Genomic DNA, 16,518 nt, shown 5'->3' with positions numbered 1-16,518 from the left:
GCGATGTGTGCCGAGAGGAATGCTAGGCGGTGTCGGTGGAGGCAAACAGCACGCCGTCGTTGATCAACCGCTCGGTTTCCTCGCTGCTCATGCCGAGAACCTTGTGACAGATTTCGCGGGTGTCCTGGCCGGCCAACGGCGCCGGACGTTGTGGCGCCGTCGGAATGTGGTGAAACGGCGCCGGGCCGGTCTCGGCCGGCAGCGGATGATCGAACAGCGGATGCATCATGTCGCTGAACAGTTTTCGCGCGTGTAATTGCGGGTCGTCGAGGATATCGGGCGGACGGTTCATCTGGCCCGCGGGAACGCCTGCCGATTGCAAAGCTTCGGTGACCTGCAACGGTGTTCGGGTACGAGTCCAGGCCGAAACCTGCGTGAGCAACTCCTGTCGGTGCGCAACCCGCGCCTCGCCGGTCGCGAATCGCTCATCAACGGCCAGCTTGGGAAAACCGAAAACCGCTGTCGCCGAGCGCCAGTCAGTATCAGTGCGGATCGAGATGGCACACCACTCGTCGTCGCCTGCGCACGGATATACATCGTGCACGCTGGTGTCGTCGCGCAAATCGGTGTGACCTGCCGCCCTTAGGGCGTCGGTGACATACCGAGCGTCGAGTTGGTTGACGACGGCCTCGGTTTGGGAGACATGAACTCGGCTTCCCTCGCCGGTTCGATCGCGGTGGATCAGCGCGGCCAGCGCACCGATCGCGGTGATCCGCCCGACCACATGATCGGGGAAGACGGTGGTCGCGTCGTAGAACCGGTGCCGGGAGCCATCGGTCAGCCGATCCCGTTGAGCGCCTTGAACTTCGTGGTCGGTCCAGAGCTGGCTGACGCCCGCGGTGGCGCGCACCAGCGGTCCGTAGCCCATCCGGTCGCTCCAGGGCCCGTTGTCGCCGAAGGCACTGCTTTCCGCGAGCACCACCCGGCGGTTGAGGGCACGCAGGGTCTCGTATGGAAAGTCCAGGACAGCAAGGGTTCCCGGCTTGAAGTTGGCGAACACCGCGTCGGCGTCGGTGACCAGACGGCTGAAGATCTGTTTGCCCTCGGCGCTGCGCAGATCCACGCCAAACGCCAGGTTGTTGCGATGCGTCCAGGCGAATGACTCACTCATGGCCTCGCCGACCCGAGCCTGTCGCAATCCGTCGGGATAGGCTGCACTTTCGACCTTGATGACCTCGGCGCCCAGATCACCGTATAGGCGGCTGAGTTCGCCACCGGCGACGATGATGCCGAGGTCGATAATCCGCAGTCCGTCGAACGGAAGGCCATTCTTCCCCCGTGCCGGAGTGGCTGCCGGGCCGGTGAGCCACCGGGCTTCGTCGTGGCCGGCGGGCGGCGTGGGTGCGCGAAAACCGGTGTGCTGCCCGTCGACAGCGAAATATCCGACGGGAACGCATGCGCGCACGCCGGGCACGAGTTCGGCATCGACAATGGCGCCCACCGACTGAAAATGATCCGACGCCAAGATCTGCGCCGGCGACAGCACGGCCGCAATCGGAACGCCGTGCGCCTGCCCGGCGGATACCAGTGCCTGCATGGTCTGATCGGCGAACAACTGCTTGACCAGCACGCCGATCTGCGGCCAGGCGGCGAAACGCCCAGCAAGCACGTCGTATCCGGGATCTTGGAACTCCTCGGGCTCCCCTAGCCAGCGCCGTAACCCGCGCCACTGTCGCGGGGACATCACACAGAGTCGTACGTAGCCGTCTTTACACGGGTAGATCGGGTAGGCGTCCTGGTTTTTCGGGCGTCCGCGCCACCGATTGGGTCGGCGTATGCCGGCGGCGGCCTGCCCGTGTGCCCCGAACGCCGGGTCGAGCGCCATCACGACAGCGTCGAACCGGGCAAAGTCCATGTAATCCCCTGTGCCGCAACGCAATCGATTATAGTACGCGACAAGCGCGGCCCACGCGGCCTGGACGGTCGCGGTGGCCGACGCGATACCGTCCGGTGGTAGCACGGGTGTCCCGGTGGTGGGACCCGACCGGGCCAGCGAACCCGAGAGCGCATAGAGCACCGGATCGGTCGCCTGCCACGACGACCGAGGTCCGCCTTCGCCGAAGTCGGTGATCGACAATGCGACCAGCTGCGGGTACCGATCGGCCAAGTCGGCGCACGAGGTTCCGTAGGCGGCGACCTGACCGGGATTCCCACTGTCGACGATGATGTCGGCGCTACCGGCCAGCTCGACCAATCGGGTTCGGGCATCCGGGTCGGACGGGTCCAGCACCGTGCTGCGTTTGTTGGCGTTATGCAGCGCGAACCGCAGGCTGGTGCCGTGCAGCGTCGGCGGCCGGGTGCGCGACGGGCTGCCGCCAGGCGGCTCCACCTTGAGCACATCGGCGCCCAGGTCCGCGAGCAGTCGGCCGACCGCGTCGCCGTCGTCGCTGGACAGATCGAGCACCCGCAGCGACGCCAGGAGCCCTCCGCCGTCGAGCACGTCCACGTCGGCCAGCGTAGTGGGCGCTTTATCCCCCGCCCGCCTACCGCGCCGTCGTGCGTTGTTCACCAAACTTGCGGAGAATCGGGCGGATGAGCTCACAAACCGTCACGCGTGCGAAGCTGTCCGACGACGAACTTGCCGGTATCCACGCCTACTGGCGCGCGGCCAACTACCTGTCCGTCGGCCAGATCTATCTGCTGGACAATCCACTGCTGCGCAAGCCGCTGGCGCCCGAGCACGTCAAGCCGCGGTTGCTGGGGCACTGGGGCACCACCCCGGGGCTGAATCTGATCTATGCACACCTGAACCGGATCATCCGCAACCGCGATGCCAACGTCATCTTTATCACCGGACCTGGTCACGGCGGTCCAGGGCTGGTCGCCAACGCCTACCTGGAGGGCACCTACAGCGAGGTGTACACCGGCATCGAAGAAGACACCGACGGATTGCGAAAGCTGTTCCGGCAGTTCTCGTTTCCTGGCGGAATCCCCAGCCACGTGGCGGCCCAGACGCCGGGTTCCATCCACGAGGGTGGCGAGCTCGGATACGCCCTGGTGCACGCCTACGGCGCGGCGTTCGACAATCCGGACCTGGTGGTCGCATGTGTCGTCGGCGACGGCGAGGCCGAAACCGGGCCGCTGGCCGCCAGCTGGCACTCCAATAAGTTCCTCAACCCGGTTTGCGACGGCGCGGTGCTGCCGATCCTTCATCTCAACGGCTACAAGATCGCCAACCCGACCGTGCTGGCCCGCATCCCACACGACGAGCTGGAGTCGCTGCTGCGTGGCTACGGCTACCGACCCATCACCGTTGCCGGAGACGATCCCACCGACGTGCACCAGCAACTCGCCGCCGCGCTCGACGAGGCCTTCGATGACATAGCCGCCATTCAGCTGGATGCCCGCAGCGGTGCGAGCACCGAACGGCCGGTGTGGCCGATGATCGTGCTGCGCACCCCCAAGGGTTGGACCGGACCCCAAGTAGTGGACGGCAAGCAGGTGGAGGGCACCTGGCGAGCCCATCAGGTCCCCCTCCCCGAGACCCGGGATAACCCGGCCCACCGCGCACAGCTCCAGAAGTGGTTGCTTAGTTACCAGCCCGCGGAGTTGTTCGACGACAACGGCAGGCTGCGCGCCGAGCTACGCGCGCTGGCGCCGGGCGGCGATCGCCGGATGAGCGCCAACCCGCACGCCAACGGCGGCCTGCTGCTGCATGACCTGGACTTGCCCGACTTTCGTGACTACGCGGTGGCGGTGTCGCAGCCGGCGACGACGACCCACGAGGCCACCCGGGTGCTGGGTACGCTCCTGCGCGATGTGATCGCCCGCAACCGCGACCGGTTCCGGCTGATGGGCCCCGACGAGACCGCCTCCAACCGCTTGGACGCGGTCTACGAGTCGACCGGCAAGGTGTGGCTTTCGGAGACCATGCCCGATGACGACCACCTGTCACCGACCGGCCGGGTGATGGAGGTGCTCTCCGAGCACCTCTGCCAAGGCTGGCTGGAAGGGTATCTGCTGACCGGACGGCATGGGCTGTTCAACTGCTACGAGGCGTTCGTGCACATCGTCGACTCGATGTTCAACCAGCACGCGAAATGGTTGTCCACCAGCCGTGAACTGCCGTGGCGGCAGCCGATCGCCTCGTTGAACTATCTGCTGAGCTCGCATGTGTGGCGCCAGGACCACAATGGTGCATCGCATCAGGATCCGGGGTTCATCGACCTGGTCGCCAACAAGCGCGCCGAGATCGTCCGGGTCTACCTGCCGCCGGACGGCAACACCCTGCTGTCGGTGGCCGACCACTGCTTGCGCAGCCGCGACTACGTCAATGTGATCGTCGCCGGGAAGCAGCCCGCGCTGGCCTACCTCGACATCGAGTCCGCGATCGCGCACTGCACCCGCGGGCTGGGCATCTGGCCGTGGGCGAGCAGCGCAACGGCAGAACCTGACGTGGTGTTGGCCTGCGCCGGCGACATTCCGACGCTGGAGACGTTGGCCGCCGCCGACATCCTGCGCCGCGAACTGCCCGACCTGGCTGTGCGGGTGGTCAACGTGGTCGACCTGATGCGCCTGCTGCCGGACTCCGAGCACCCACATGGGTTGCCCGACAGGGAATTCGATGCGTTGTTCACCAGCGACAGGCCGGTGATTTTCGCTTACCACGGTTACCCCTGGCTGATCCACCGGCTGACCTACAGGCGCACCAATCACCATCACATGCATGTGCGCGGGTTCAAGGAGCGCGGGACCACGACGACGCCGTTCGACATGGTGATGCTCAACGACCTGGACCGCTTCCACCTGGTCATGGACGTCATCGACCGGGTGGACGGGCTGGCCGACCGAGCCGCGGTGCTCCGCCAGGAGATGGCCGATGCGCGGCTGGCCGCGCGCCGTTACACCCGCGAACACGGCGAGGACGACCCGCAGATCAGCGGGTGGACCTGGGGAGTCGAGCGAGCGGAACGAACGTAGTGAGTGACGGGAACCCAGCGCTACGCTGTGCGGGTGGCGACTGTTTTGTCGGTCAATGTGGCTCACGTGCGAACGAATCCCGATCCGCACGCGGTGTCGAATGTGACCGGCATCGACAAAGTGGCGGTCACCGAGCCGGTCATGGTGCGCGCACCCGGGCCAATGCACGGTGGTGTCGGCAGTGGACTGGTCGGCGACACCATCGGCAACCAGAAAGTCCACGGCGGTGACGACCAGGCCGTCTATGTGTACGCGCGAGAAGACCTCGACGCCTGGGAGTTCCAGCTCCAGCGCAAACTGACCAATGGAAACTTTGGCGAGAACCTGACCACGTCGGGCGTCGATGTCACTACGGCGCGGATCGGCGAACGCTGGCACGTCGGCACCGACGGCTTGGTACTGGAAGTCTCTGCTCCCCGGACGCCGTGCCGGACGTTCCAGGCGTTCCTGAATTTGAATCACTGGATCAAAACCTTCGTCCAGGCGGGGAAACCCGGCGCCTACTTACGGGTGATGTCGCCTGGAACCGTGCGCGCCGGCGACACGATCACCATCGACTACCGGCCGGATCACGACGTGACCATCGGGCTGGTCTTTCGTGCCCGAATGTCGGAACCGGAGCTGCTTCCCCGGCTGTTGGTGGCAGAAGGACTCTCGGCAGAGCTCAAGGACTACGTGCGCCGCCGCGTTGCATCGAACAACGGTTCAGCGTCGCGGTAAGCGGGACGTCAGCGGTCCGCACGTAGACTGGCCGAATGCTTGACGCGACCGCTGCCGCCGACACCCATCCGATGGTGTCGCAGCTGTCGGCGCTGCATCACTTCCGGATCCAGGTCGATGTCGCCGTCGTCGTCGTGGTGCTGGTGCTGACCAACCTGATCGCGCACTTCACCACCCCGTGGGCGAGCGTCGCGACGGTGCCGGCGGCCGCGGTCGGGCTGGTCGCCTTGCTGCGATTCAACGGTTTGGGCTGGGCCGAACTCGGCCTGGGCCGAGAGCACTGGAAATCCGGTGCCGGGTATGCACTGGCCGCGATCGGGTTGGTGGTGACGGTGATCGCGGTCGGCGTGCTGCTTCCGCTGACCCGGCCGATGTTCATGAACAACCACTACGCGACGCTCTCGGGCGCACTGGTTGCCTCGATGATCATCATTCCGTTGCAAACCGTGATCCCCGAGGAGCTGGCTTTCCGTGGCGTGCTGCACGCTGCATTGAACCGGGCCTGGGGATTCCGCGGTGTGGCGGTGGCGGGTTCGCTGCTGTTCGGTCTCTGGCATATCGCGACGTCGTTCGGACTGACGAGCTGCAATGTCGGGTTCACTCGGCTGTTCGGCGGCGGGGTCGTGGGCATGCTGGCCGGCGTGGCGTCGGCGGTAATCGCAACTGCGGTGGCTGGGTTTGTGTTCAGCTGGCTGCGCCGACGCAGTGGCAGCCTGATCGCCCCGATCGTCCTGCATTGGTCACTGAACGGGTTGGGGGCTCTGGCCGCCGCCCTGGTCTGGCACCTATCGAGCTGAGGGTTTTACACCAGCAGCACGGCGGCACCGGCGATGCGACCGGCGCTGAGATCCGACAACGCCCGATCAGCTTGACTCAGTGGGTATTCCGGCGTGGTCACCTCGATGTGGTGCTCGGCCGCAAAGTCGAGGAAAGCCCGCGCGTCGGCGCGGGTGTTCGACGTCACCGAGCGCAGCTGGCGTTCTTGGAACAGGTGGCGCTGGTAGTTGAGGACCGGAATGTCGGTCAGGTGGATTCCGGCGATCGCCAAGGTGCCGCCGCGATCGAGCGCCTCCAGCGCGGGCAGCACCAGATCACCGACGGGGGCGAACAGGATCGCGGCGTCGAGCCGCACCGGTGGCGGGTCGGCGGCGCCTTGGGCCGACGCGGCGCCCAGTTCCAGCGCCAGCTCTCGAGCGGCGGCGCCGCGGGTCATCACGTGCACTTCGGCGCCCTGCGCTAGCGCGACCTGCGCGGTGATGTGGGCGCTGCCACCAAATCCGTACAGCCCCAGCCGGCCGCCCGGCGGTAGCTCCGCGCGCAGCAGCGACCGGTAGCCGATGATTCCGGCGCACAGCAGCGGCGCAAGCTCGCTGTCGCTGTAGCCGCTCGGCAGATGATGCGCGAAAGCCGCAGGAACCGTGGCGAATTCGGCGTACCCGCCGTTGGCGTCCCAACCCGTGTAGCGGGACTCCGGACACAGGTTCTCGTCGCCGCGCCGACAGTACTTGCAGACTCCGCAAGTATGGCGCAGCCAGGCGATCCCGACGCGGTCACCTAGGCTGAACCCGTCGCCGGCGGCGGTGCCGACCTCGACAACTTCCCCGACCACCTCGTGTCCGGGCGTCACATTTTCCCGGTGCACCGGGAGGTCCCCCTCGGTGACGTGTAGGTCGGTGCGGCACACCCCGCAGGCCCGCACGGCGACCAGCAGCTCGGACGGCTCGGGGCGGGGCACCTGCGTGCTGACCCGTTCCAGCGGATCAGTGTTCATCGGACCGGGCCGTCGCACCCGCCACGCACTCATCGTGGTGGTGGTCGTCGCTGGGGTCATCACTACAGCATGCCGTTAATCGCGACGGCCCCAACGGGTTAGCGTCTGGCTGCGCTTCGCACTAGCCGCAGAATGAAGAGCAGAATAATGGCCCCGAGCAGTGCGGTGAAGAATGTGAACCACCGACGCCCATGTTCGACGTCGACGCCAAGCCAGCTCAGAAGCGTTCCACCGACATAACCGCCGACTACGCCGACGACGATGTCCAGCAGAATGCCCGAGCCGCCGCCTCGAACGATTTTGCTCGCTACCCAGCCGGCGATACCGCCGATGATGATGTAGGCGAGCCAGCTGACGGCGGTCGGCGTGGACAATGCGAGGGACTGCGTAGCTGCCATGACATCCATCCGGAACTCCTTGCTGTCGCTGGCCAAGCCCGTTGCTGGACTGTCATTGGGTGTACCACGCCAGCGTAACGAGTCGGGTAGTCAATCGGGCACGTTCGGCTTAACTGGGCCAGGCGTGCGCTGAACTACCGCGCGGTCAGGTCGATACCGCGCCCGGAGCCGGCGCTCCGCCGTTACCGCCGGTGGGCTGTCCAGGTGGCGGTGCCGGTGCTGCCGGTGGCGCAGGTGCCGGTGGCGCTGGAGCTGGAGCGTTCGGGGCCGGCGCTGGAGCCGGAGCGCCCGGAGCAGGAGCTGCCGGAGCCGGAGCGCCCGGAGCCGGAGCGCCCGGAGCAGGAGCTGCCGGAGCAGGAGCTGCTGGAGCCAGCGGGCGGACTGACTCGGCCAGCGCCTTCGCCCCGTTGACGTCCACCGGATCGTTAGCGGTGCCCAGCCACACCACGAACCAGCGCTGGTTCGCCGAGCCCTGCGGTGCATTCGGCCCCGACGGACCGATCACTCCCGCCCAGATCTGGCCGTTCGGCTTGGTGGCGTCGCTGAATTTGACCTCGTAATGCGATGCGCCTCCCGCCATGCCGGGGGCGCTCAGCGGCTCAGTCGCCTGGTTAATCCGGGTGCCGGGGTACGGCATGAAGAACTCGCCCATGTCGGACGCGAGCCGGGTGGCGGCCTTCGTGTTGTCGGCTTCAGCGCTGGCGTAGAGCTTCTGGTCCAACTTGCCGAGCACGATGCGAGTGTCGTTGGCAACCGGTGGTGGCTGGCCCGGAGCCGGCGGCCCGGTCTCCTTGCTGAGCAATGCCGAGCCATAGTCGAGGTGGGTGGCGTCCGACTCCACCCAACCGGCCGGAATGGCATAGCTGAATCCGCCGACCGGGTTGTCGATGCGCCCAGGCTGGGGTGCGTTCGGGTCGGTCGCCGGCGGCGCGGGTGCGTTGGGGCCGGCTCCGGGCGGCGCCGCGAGCGGGTCGGCGGGCGGAGGTGCTGCGGGAGGCCCGGCCGGGCCGGGTGCCGCATCTGCCGGACCATTGGGCGGCGGGGGCGCCGGCGTGGTGGTTCCAGGCGGGGCAACCGGGTCGGCGCTCGCTGTCGTCGCAGGCAACGCGAGCGCGATGGCTCCGGCGCCGCTTATCGCCGCGACCGCCAGCTTCGTCCAGCGGATTGTGGGCCGTGTCGAGTGTGCGTCCACCTCGTCCATGAGCAAAAACCTACCGTGTTACAGCCGTGAGGCAAGTTCCTAATGCTGACTACGATACTGATTTGCCGCCGATTGCGACCCCGCAATCTGACGCGTCAACGCAGATCAGGCTGGCCAACTCGGCGAACGCTCGCGGCTACGGCGAACCAGCGGCATCCCGATCGCCGCCGGGCGCGTCTTCAGGGCCCGGCGAAGCCGGCCTGGTTGAGAACCTTTTGGCCCGTTGCCCCGGTCACCAGGTCGATGAACTTCTGCGCCAACGCCGGCTGCGACGCATGTTTGAGGACCGCGATCGGATACACGATGGCGGCGTCGGCCGACTCGGCGAACTTGACCGTGCTCACTTTGTTGCCGGCGTTGCGTGCGTCGGTGACGTAGACCAGCCCGGCGTCAGCCTCGCCGCTGGTGACCTGGGTCAGGACATCGGACACAGTCGGCTCTTCGCTGACCGCGTTGAGGTGGACGCCGGTGTTGTCCTCGATGCGCTGGGTCGCCGCTGCGCAAGGCGTCGGCTGTCGACACACCACGACATTGAGCCCGGGTTTGGCGAGGTCGGTGAATGAGTGGATCTGCTTGGGGTCGCCTGGCGCTGTCACGATCACCAAGGTGTTGGACGCGAAATTGACCGGCTCGGTCTCCGTCAACCCCGCCTTGGCCACCGTGTCCATTTGCGCGCTGTCGGTCGAGGCGAAGATGTCGGCAATGGCGCCCGAGGTCAACTGAGTCGCCAGTTCCGAAGAGCCCGCGAAGTCGAAATCCACTGTGGCGCCGGGATGGTCGGCTTGGAACTTCCCGGCCAGGAGGGTGAACGTCGGCTTCAGCGCGGCGGCGGCGAACACCATGATCGACTGAGCCGACGAGTGACCCTGGGCCGAGGAGTGCGCGGCCGGTGCTGACTTCGGGGAACACGCTGACAAATTCGTCGCCAGCCCGAGAGACACAATGCCGGACACGACGCAGACCCGGGCCGGGTGCTTGAGCAGGCCCTGCCAGCATGGGAGCACACGCTCAGTTTCTCAGCCGGAATGTGATGGTGCCAAGCGTTGTCCAAACGGTGACCGCGTCGTGCCGGATTCAGAGTTTGATCTCTAGCTACCGTCCAGTAACATGTACGCAGATTGACGCCATACACGCCCTGAAATCCCAGGGACCGGCATTGCGGTGTGCCACCATCGAAGCATCGGATGACCGTTGCTCCAGGCGGAAGCCGCAGGTGCCTGTAAGTGGCCGTCACCTAGGTTCAGTGTTGAATACGAGGAGGTCATGGCGGTGGAGGTGCTAGTCACCGGAGGTGATACCGAACTGGGTCGCGCCGTTGCTGAAGTATTCCGCGACGCCGGCCACACGATCACGCTGGCCGGGGCGCGTCGAGACGATCTCGAGGTGGCCGCCAAGGAGCTCGAGGCGGACGCGATCGTCTGCGACACGACCGACCCTGCCAGCCTCGCCGAGGTACGCGGGCTGTTCCCGCATCACCTGGACACCATCATCAACATCCCGGCGCCGCGCTGGAACCCCGGTGACCCACGCGCGTACTCGCTGTCGGATCTGGCCGCCGCATGGCGTAACTCGCTGGACGCGACCGTGCTCTCCGCGGTGCTGACGGTCCAGACCGTCGGCGATCACCTGCGTTCCGGTGGGTCGGTCATCAGCGTCGTGCCGGATAACCCGCGCGCAGGTAGCGCTGAGGCCGCGGTCAAGGCCGCGCTGTCGAACTGGGTCGCGGGCCAAGCTACGGTTTTCGGCACCCGCGGTATCACGGTCAACGCCGTCGCTGCCGGGCGCGGTGCGCAGCCGGGCTACGAAGGGCTGTCCACCACACCGCCGCCGGTTGCCGCCGAGGTCACGCGGTTGGCGCTGTTCCTGACGAGTTCCGCTGCCCGCCACATCACGGGACAGCTGCTGCACGTCAGCCATGGTGCGCTGACACAATTCGCCTAGCCGCGCGACGATGCGCGCCGCGTAGTGGCGCGGTGAAGGAACCGGGCAATTCGCCCAGCGCGAACAATTCACTTGGGGGCCTCCGCCGCCGCTGGAGGGTCATTAGGGTAGATCGCGTGAGTATCCGACTTGGCTTGCAAATTCCTAACTTTTCTTACGGCACCGGCGTCGAACAGCTCTTCCCAACCGTGCTCGCGCAGGCTCGCGAGGCCGAATCAGCCGGATTCGACTCGGTTTTCGTGATGGACCACTTCTACCAACTGCCGGCGCTGGGCTCACCCGACCAGCCGATGCTCGAGGCCTACACGGCCCTCGGCGCGCTGGCGACGGCCACCGAGCGGGTCCAGTTGGGCACGCTGGTCACTGGCAATACCTATCGCAACCCGACCCTGCTGGCGAAGGCCATCACCACACTGGATGTGGCCAGTGCCGGCCGCGCGATCCTCGGCATCGGAGCCGGCTGGTTCGAACTCGAGCATCAACAACTCGGTTTCGAGTTCGGCACCTTCACCGACCGGTTCCACCGGCTCGAGGAAGCGCTGCAAATCCTCGACCCGATGATCAAGGGCGAGCGATCAACGTTCTCCGGTGACTGGTACACCACCGAATCGGCGTTCGCCAACCCGCGCTATCGCGAACGCATCCCGATCCTCATCGGCGGCAGCGGCGAAAAGAAGACGTTCGCCATCGCCGCGCGCTACGCCGATCATCTCAACCTCATCACCGGACTCGACACGGTGCCGGGCAAGCTCGACGCGCTGGCCAAACGCTGCGACGAGGCCGGACGCGACCGCTCGACACTGGAGACCAGCGTCCTGCTGACCGTGTTGCTAGACGAAAACGCCAAGCCGGACCAAATCCCGGCGGAGATGAGCCAGCGCATGCTAGTGGGCGGTCCTGACTGCATCGCCGAACAGGTCCAGACCAAGGTGCTGGACGCCGGAATCGACGGCGTGATCATCAACATGCCCCTTTACACGCCCGGCGTGGTCACCGCGGCTGCCGACGCGCTGCGCCCGCTCGTCGGTCTCTGACCGAGCCGGCGAGCCGCGTCACGTTCGACGACGCGGGTGGGACTGATCACAAGGGTGTGACTCGATAATGGCAGGTCCGGGCGGCTACCGTATTGGTGAAGCCTTAGCAAAACCGCCGCCAGTCGAGGAGTGATCCACACTATGAGCGCCCAACCCGAAACCACCGCGCCCGATCGTCGGCACCGGGTTGTGGTGATCGGATCCGGCTTCGGCGGGCTGAACGCGGTCAAAAAGCTCAAGAGGGCCGATGTCGACATCAAATTGATCGCCCGCACCACCCATCACCTGTTCCAGCCGCTGCTGTATCAGGTTGCGACCGGCATCATCTCGGAGGGTGAGATCGCCCCAGCCACCCGCGTCATCCTGCGCAGGCAGCGCAACGTCCAGGTGTTGCTCGGTGACGTCACGCATATTGACCTGGCCCGCAAGGTCGTTGTGTCGGACCTGCTGGGTCACACTTACGACACCCCCTACGACAGCCTGATCGTGGCCGCCGGCGCCGGGCAGTCCTACTTCGGCAACGACGAATTTGCCGAATTTGCCCCCGGCATGAAATCCATCGACGACGCATTGGAACTCCGGGGACGCATCCTGAGCGCGTTCGAGGCCGCGGAGCGGTCCAACGATCCAGAGCGGCGCAAGAAGCTGCTGACGTTCACCGTCGTCGGAGCCGGTCCCACTGGCGTGGAGATGGCCGGCCAGATCGCTGAACTGGCCGACTACACCTTGAAAGGTGCCTTCCGGAACATTGACTCGACCAAGGCCCGGGTAGTCCTGCTCGATGCCGCACCCGCCGTCCTGCCGCCGTTTGGTGACAAGCTCGGTAAGCGAGCGGCCGCGCGGCTGGAAAAGATGGGTGTGGATATCCAGCTCGATGCGATGGTCATCGACATCGACCGCGACGGCATCACGGTCAAGGATCCCGACGGCAGCGTCCGGCGCATCGAATCTGCGTGCAAGGTATGGTCGGCCGGAGTCTCGGCCAGCGCGTTGGGGCGGGATCTGGCCCGTCAATCGGCCGTGAAGCTCGACCGAGCAGACCGGGTCGTGGTGTTGCCCGATCTGTCGCTGCCCGGCCACCCCAATGTCTTCGTCATCGGTGATATGGCCGCCGTCGAGGGGGTGCCCGGGGTGGCGCAAGGCGCGATTCAGGGCGCCAAGTACGTCGCCACCACGATCAAAGCCGAGCTCGCCGGGGCTGATCGGGCAGAGCGGGAGCCGTTCCAGTACTTCGACAAGGGCTCGATGGCCGCGGTGTCGCGGTTTTCCGCGGTTGCCAAGATCGGCCCGCTGGAATTCAGCGGTTTCATCGCCTGGCTGGCATGGCTGGTTCTGCACCTGGTCTATCTGGTCGGGTTCAAGACCAAGGTCAGCACGCTGCTGTCGTGGACAGTCACGTTCCTGAGCACTCGCCGCGGCCAGCTGACCATCACCGAGCAGCAGGCCTTCGCGCGCACCCGCCTCGAGCAGCTTGCGGTACTGGCTGCCGAGGCCCACAAGGACGAGGCGACGGCAGCGGCCAGCTAGCTGGCGGCTTCGCCCAGGTTCTGCAGCCGCACCTGACCGCGGGCTACCACTCGATCGTCAGCGTCGGTGACGGTGACGAGCCATAATTGCTGACGGCGCCCACGATGCACCGGCGTGGCGGTGCCGTAGACCATGCCACTGCCGATCGCCCGCAGGAAGTCGGTGTTGTTGTTGACGCCGACTACCAAGCCGCCGCCGTTCGCGTTGATCCAGGTCCAAGCGGCGACGCTGGCCATGCTCTCGATCATCGCGCAATAAACACCGCCGTGCACGATGCCCATCGACTGCAGCAGCTTGGGCTGCACCTCGAGTTGGGCCCGCGCGCCGTCCGGGCTGAGTTCGGTGAACACCAGCCCGATCTCGTTGTCGAACGGCGCCTCGAAACCCGATGGGACGGCTGAGTCTGGCAATGGCTGCACGACCTCGTGTTTACACCATCGGGCCAACCGACCCAGCGCATCCCCAAACGCGGGCGAGCCCCGTGCACCGGGCACGGGGCTCGCCGATCGAGTAGACCGGGGGTCACCGCAGCCCTCAGGACGCCGCCGCGGTCATCTATCGCTCGATGCAAGCAGCATAGGCAAGGCTGTCCTAATGTCGCAAGGGGTCTGTGCCCGCGGGCGTGGAGCGGACGGGCCACGTACCGGCAGGCCGAAGCCCACCAGCGCGTCGAGCACCGCCTGGCCGCGACGCATCGCGCTCAGCTCGTCGGCGCCGGCGAGCTGCGGCACCTGGGTCGCCGCCGCCACCACCATCGATCCGACGATGTGCCACATCGTCGCGACCGAAACCGCGCCGCCGCTGACCGCATGCGTTTTGGCGAACAACGGCTCCAGGGTGCGATGGCAGCGGTGTGCGACCCAGGTGGTCAACGCTGCCTCACTCGGCAGCCGCACCACCCCGTCGCGAAGGCAATCGCCGCCGTCATCCGCGAGGTAGGGGTCGTCGGGCAGCACGCGCACCGTCGGGTTGACCACCCCGGCCCAGTCGATGACGCCATCGGAGTCGACGTGCACCCACAGGTTCTCCAGGCCGGTGTCCCATGCCCTCGCCTCCAGCACCAGCAGCGCGACGACCCGCCCGATCACGGTGTGGACCAATGTCGCCGCCAACTGCCCAGCGGCGCCGCAACGGTCCATGTCCGAAGCGGCCGCATCGAACATGGCCTGCAGACGATCGGTGCGCAGCGCTGACTCCAAGGGCCACCACCGGCGAACGGACACGTCGGCCAGCACCGCGACGCCGTAGACCCGCGGGCATTGCGGATACAGCTCGCGAAGCCGCCGGCTGGACTCATGGAGCGGCAGCATGCGCTCGATGGCCATGGCCGCAATGAGCGGGTCGTCGATCAGAACCGTCACAGGTAACCTCCCGTTATGAGGTAAGCCTAACCATAGAATAAAAAGGCACACTGTGAGGACCATCACACCGGCGGGCCCGCGCCACGGGATTTGCCAGCGCGCACGACCGTTACCAAGTCGTAGGCGGGTAGATCGGTACGACCGTCGGTAGTAAGCCGGAGTACTCTGGCCTCATTGCACAGGAGATGAGCGAACATGGCTAAGCTGACGCGTCTGGGAGATCTAGAACGTGCGGTTATGGACCATCTATGGTCCGCACCTGAACCTCAAACCGTGCGGCAGGTGCACGAAGCGCTGTGCATGCGACGCGATCTCGCCTACACGACGGTGATGACCGTGCTGCAACGATTGGCCAAGAAGAATCTGGTCTCCCAAATCCGCGACGACCGCGCGCACCGGTACCTACCTGTGCACGGCCGCGACGAGCTGGTCGCCGGCCTGATGGTCGACGCGCTGGATCAGGCCGCAGACTCCGGAAGCCGGCAAGCGGCCCTGGTGCATTTCGTCGAACGAGTCGGCGCCGACGAAGCTGAGGCGCTTCGGCGCGCACTCGATGAATTGGAGTCCGGTCACCGCGTCGCGTCTCCGGGTGGCGCTCTGCCCGGGAGCTGAGGCAGACTTGCACGATGTCCGGGCTGGCCTTCACCGTCCTCGCGGTGATGCTGGTCGGCCCGGTACCGGCCCTGCTGTCGCGAGCGAAGTGGCCGTTACGTGCCCCTCGCGCAGCAATGGTGCTATGGCAGGCGATCGCCGTGGCCGCGGTGCTCTCCGCGTTCAGCGCCGGGATCGCGAATGCCAGCCGGCTGTTTCTTCCCGGTCCAGACGGGCGCCCTACCGCCACTCCGATCGCTGACATCGGCCGACTCGGCTGGCCGCTGTGGACCCTCGATGTCGCGGTTTTAGCGCTTACGCTGCTGATCGGTGCCCGGCTGGCCATGGCCGTGGTGCGGGTGGCCATCACCACCCGCCGGCGCCGGGCCCACCACCGCATGCTCGTCGACTTGCTGGGTGTAGCACCGGACGCGGTCTCCGCACGGGCCTGTGCTCAGGAGCGTGACCTGCGCGTCCTCGAAGTCGCACAGCCACTGGCCTACTGTCTGCCCGGCGTCCGCAGCCGAGTGGTGGTCAGTGAGGGCGCGCTGGACTCTCTCAGCGAGACCGAGGTTGCCGCGATCCTCAGCCACGAACGTGCCCACTTGCGCGCCCGTCACGATCTGGTCCTCGAGGCGTTCACCGCTGCACACGCCGCATTTCCCCGATTTGTGCGCAGCGCAAACGCTTTGGACGCGGTGCGGCTGCTGGTCGAACTGCTCGCCGACGACGCCGCGGTCCGGGCGGCCGGTCGCGCTCCCCTGGCCCGCGCCCTAGTGACCTGTGCGTCGGGTCGGACGCCGATGGGCGCGTTGGCGGCCGGCGGTGCCCACACGCTGCTGCGGGTGCGCCGGCTTTCCGGGTGCGGCAACAGCCTGGTGTGGTCGATGGCCGCTTACCTCGCCGCGGCGGCGATTCTGGTGGTGCCGACCGTCGCGCTGGCCATTCCGTGGCTTACTGAACTGCAACGCTTGTTCATCGCCGCCTAACCTACGGCTGGGGCAACCACGACGCTTTGGCGATACTTTGCAGATGGCCGAAGCACGCTGTGGCA

General features: G+C 66.5%; 15 protein-coding genes. 8 read left to right on the top strand and 7 right to left on the bottom strand.

All coding sequences use genetic code 11. The features are described from left to right. Positions 1-22 precede the first annotated feature (22 nt). On the bottom strand, positions 23-2,440 hold the full coding sequence (locus VEI45_RS16105) for a CaiB/BaiF CoA transferase family protein (protein ID WP_414687504.1): 2,418 nt from the start codon (positions 2,438-2,440) through the stop codon (positions 23-25). A 92-nt stretch (positions 2,441-2,532) separates the two neighbouring features. Here VEI45_RS16105 and VEI45_RS16100 point away from each other — a divergent pair, with 92 nt between their 5' ends. The 3 genes from VEI45_RS16100 to VEI45_RS16090 all read left to right on the top strand — a co-directional run bounded on the left by VEI45_RS16100 (position 2,533) and on the right by VEI45_RS16090 (position 6,437). Beyond that, positions 2,533-4,920: a phosphoketolase family protein gene (locus tag VEI45_RS16100; RefSeq protein ID WP_324854918.1), complete on the top strand. Its 2,388-nt coding sequence runs from the start codon at positions 2,533-2,535 to the stop codon at positions 4,918-4,920. Between the two features lie 33 nt (positions 4,921-4,953). Continuing rightward, positions 4,954-5,640, top strand: a complete 687-nt coding sequence (locus VEI45_RS16095; protein ID WP_324854916.1) for an MOSC domain-containing protein — start codon at positions 4,954-4,956, stop codon at positions 5,638-5,640. A 71-nt stretch (positions 5,641-5,711) separates the two neighbouring features. Next, on the top strand, positions 5,712-6,437 hold the full coding sequence (locus VEI45_RS16090) for a CPBP family intramembrane glutamic endopeptidase (protein ID WP_324854993.1): 726 nt from the start codon (positions 5,712-5,714) through the stop codon (positions 6,435-6,437). Positions 6,438-6,442: 5 nt separating this feature from the next. Here VEI45_RS16090 and VEI45_RS16085 read toward each other — a convergent pair whose 3' ends face one another. From VEI45_RS16085 to modA, 4 genes are all read right to left on the bottom strand, one after another. Beyond that, positions 6,443-7,474: a zinc-binding alcohol dehydrogenase family protein gene (locus VEI45_RS16085; protein ID WP_414687501.1), complete on the bottom strand. Its 1,032-nt coding sequence runs from the start codon at positions 7,472-7,474 to the stop codon at positions 6,443-6,445. A gap of 35 nt (positions 7,475-7,509) precedes the next feature. Further along, entirely contained in the window at positions 7,510-7,818 is a 309-nt protein-coding gene (locus VEI45_RS16080) for a GlsB/YeaQ/YmgE family stress response membrane protein (protein WP_324854912.1), read from the bottom strand. A 136-nt stretch (positions 7,819-7,954) separates the two neighbouring features. Next, positions 7,955-9,010: an APA family fibronectin-binding glycoprotein gene (locus tag VEI45_RS16075; protein ID WP_324854910.1), complete on the bottom strand. Its 1,056-nt coding sequence runs from the start codon at positions 9,008-9,010 to the stop codon at positions 7,955-7,957. Between the two features lie 179 nt (positions 9,011-9,189). Next, positions 9,190-10,014: a molybdate ABC transporter substrate-binding protein gene (gene modA / locus VEI45_RS16070; protein WP_414687500.1), complete on the bottom strand. Its 825-nt coding sequence runs from the start codon at positions 10,012-10,014 to the stop codon at positions 9,190-9,192. A 259-nt stretch (positions 10,015-10,273) separates the two neighbouring features. Between modA and VEI45_RS16065 the strand changes: the two genes are divergently transcribed. The 3 genes from VEI45_RS16065 to VEI45_RS16055 all read left to right on the top strand — a co-directional run bounded on the left by VEI45_RS16065 (position 10,274) and on the right by VEI45_RS16055 (position 13,512). Continuing rightward, positions 10,274-10,951 (top strand): SDR family oxidoreductase, encoded by a 678-nt coding sequence (locus VEI45_RS16065; protein ID WP_324854908.1) that lies wholly within the window; start codon positions 10,274-10,276, stop codon positions 10,949-10,951. Positions 10,952-11,067: 116 nt separating this feature from the next. Further along, a complete protein-coding gene (locus VEI45_RS16060; protein ID WP_324854906.1) occupies positions 11,068-11,985 on the top strand; it encodes an LLM class F420-dependent oxidoreductase in 918 nt (305 codons plus the stop codon). A gap of 141 nt (positions 11,986-12,126) precedes the next feature. Beyond that, positions 12,127-13,512, top strand: a complete 1,386-nt coding sequence (locus VEI45_RS16055; protein ID WP_324854904.1) for an NAD(P)/FAD-dependent oxidoreductase — start codon at positions 12,127-12,129, stop codon at positions 13,510-13,512. On the opposite strand, the gene VEI45_RS16050 is transcribed toward VEI45_RS16055, so the two are convergent. Both VEI45_RS16050 and VEI45_RS16045 read right to left on the bottom strand, forming a co-directional pair. Then, positions 13,509-13,931, bottom strand: a complete 423-nt coding sequence (locus tag VEI45_RS16050; RefSeq protein ID WP_324854902.1) for a PaaI family thioesterase — start codon at positions 13,929-13,931, stop codon at positions 13,509-13,511. The two genes, VEI45_RS16055 and VEI45_RS16050, sit on opposite strands and share 4 nt — an antisense overlap. 132 nt (positions 13,932-14,063) lie before the next feature. Next, complete coding sequence (locus VEI45_RS16045) at positions 14,064-14,873, bottom strand: iron reductase (RefSeq protein WP_324854900.1); 810 nt, start codon at positions 14,871-14,873, stop codon at positions 14,064-14,066. A 195-nt stretch (positions 14,874-15,068) separates the two neighbouring features. On the opposite strand from VEI45_RS16045, the gene VEI45_RS16040 reads away from it, so the two are divergent. Both VEI45_RS16040 and VEI45_RS16035 read left to right on the top strand, forming a co-directional pair. Next, a complete protein-coding gene (locus VEI45_RS16040) occupies positions 15,069-15,485 on the top strand; it encodes a BlaI/MecI/CopY family transcriptional regulator (protein WP_324854898.1) in 417 nt (138 codons plus the stop codon). A gap of 14 nt (positions 15,486-15,499) precedes the next feature. Beyond that, positions 15,500-16,453: a M56 family metallopeptidase gene (locus VEI45_RS16035; RefSeq protein ID WP_324854896.1), complete on the top strand. Its 954-nt coding sequence runs from the start codon at positions 15,500-15,502 to the stop codon at positions 16,451-16,453. Positions 16,454-16,518 lie beyond the last annotated feature (65 nt).

Source organism: Mycobacterium sp. (genome assembly GCF_035623875.1).
Taxonomy (GTDB): domain Bacteria; phylum Actinomycetota; class Actinomycetes; order Mycobacteriales; family Mycobacteriaceae; genus Mycobacterium.
Note: the sequence above shows the minus strand (reverse complement) of the source record. Positions and strands in the feature narration are given on the sequence as shown.

Excerpts from the sequence above, each read along its gene's own strand:
- VEI45_RS16055 (WP_324854904.1), top strand. The coding sequence starts at position 12,127 with ATGAGCGCCCAACCCGAAACCACCGCGCCCGATCGTCGGCACCGGGTT.
- VEI45_RS16080 (WP_324854912.1), bottom strand. The coding sequence starts at position 7,818 with ATGGATGTCATGGCAGCTACGCAGTCCCTCGCATTGTCCACGCCGACC.
- VEI45_RS16100 (WP_324854918.1), top strand. The coding sequence starts at position 2,533 with ATGAGCTCACAAACCGTCACGCGTGCGAAGCTGTCCGACGACGAACTT.
- VEI45_RS16035 (WP_324854896.1), top strand. The coding sequence starts at position 15,500 with ATGTCCGGGCTGGCCTTCACCGTCCTCGCGGTGATGCTGGTCGGCCCG.
- VEI45_RS16040 (WP_324854898.1), top strand. The coding sequence starts at position 15,069 with ATGGCTAAGCTGACGCGTCTGGGAGATCTAGAACGTGCGGTTATGGAC.
- VEI45_RS16090 (WP_324854993.1), top strand. The coding sequence starts at position 5,712 with ATGGTGTCGCAGCTGTCGGCGCTGCATCACTTCCGGATCCAGGTCGAT.
- VEI45_RS16065 (WP_324854908.1), top strand. The coding sequence starts at position 10,274 with ATGGCGGTGGAGGTGCTAGTCACCGGAGGTGATACCGAACTGGGTCGC.
- VEI45_RS16075 (WP_324854910.1), bottom strand. The coding sequence starts at position 9,010 with ATGGACGAGGTGGACGCACACTCGACACGGCCCACAATCCGCTGGACG.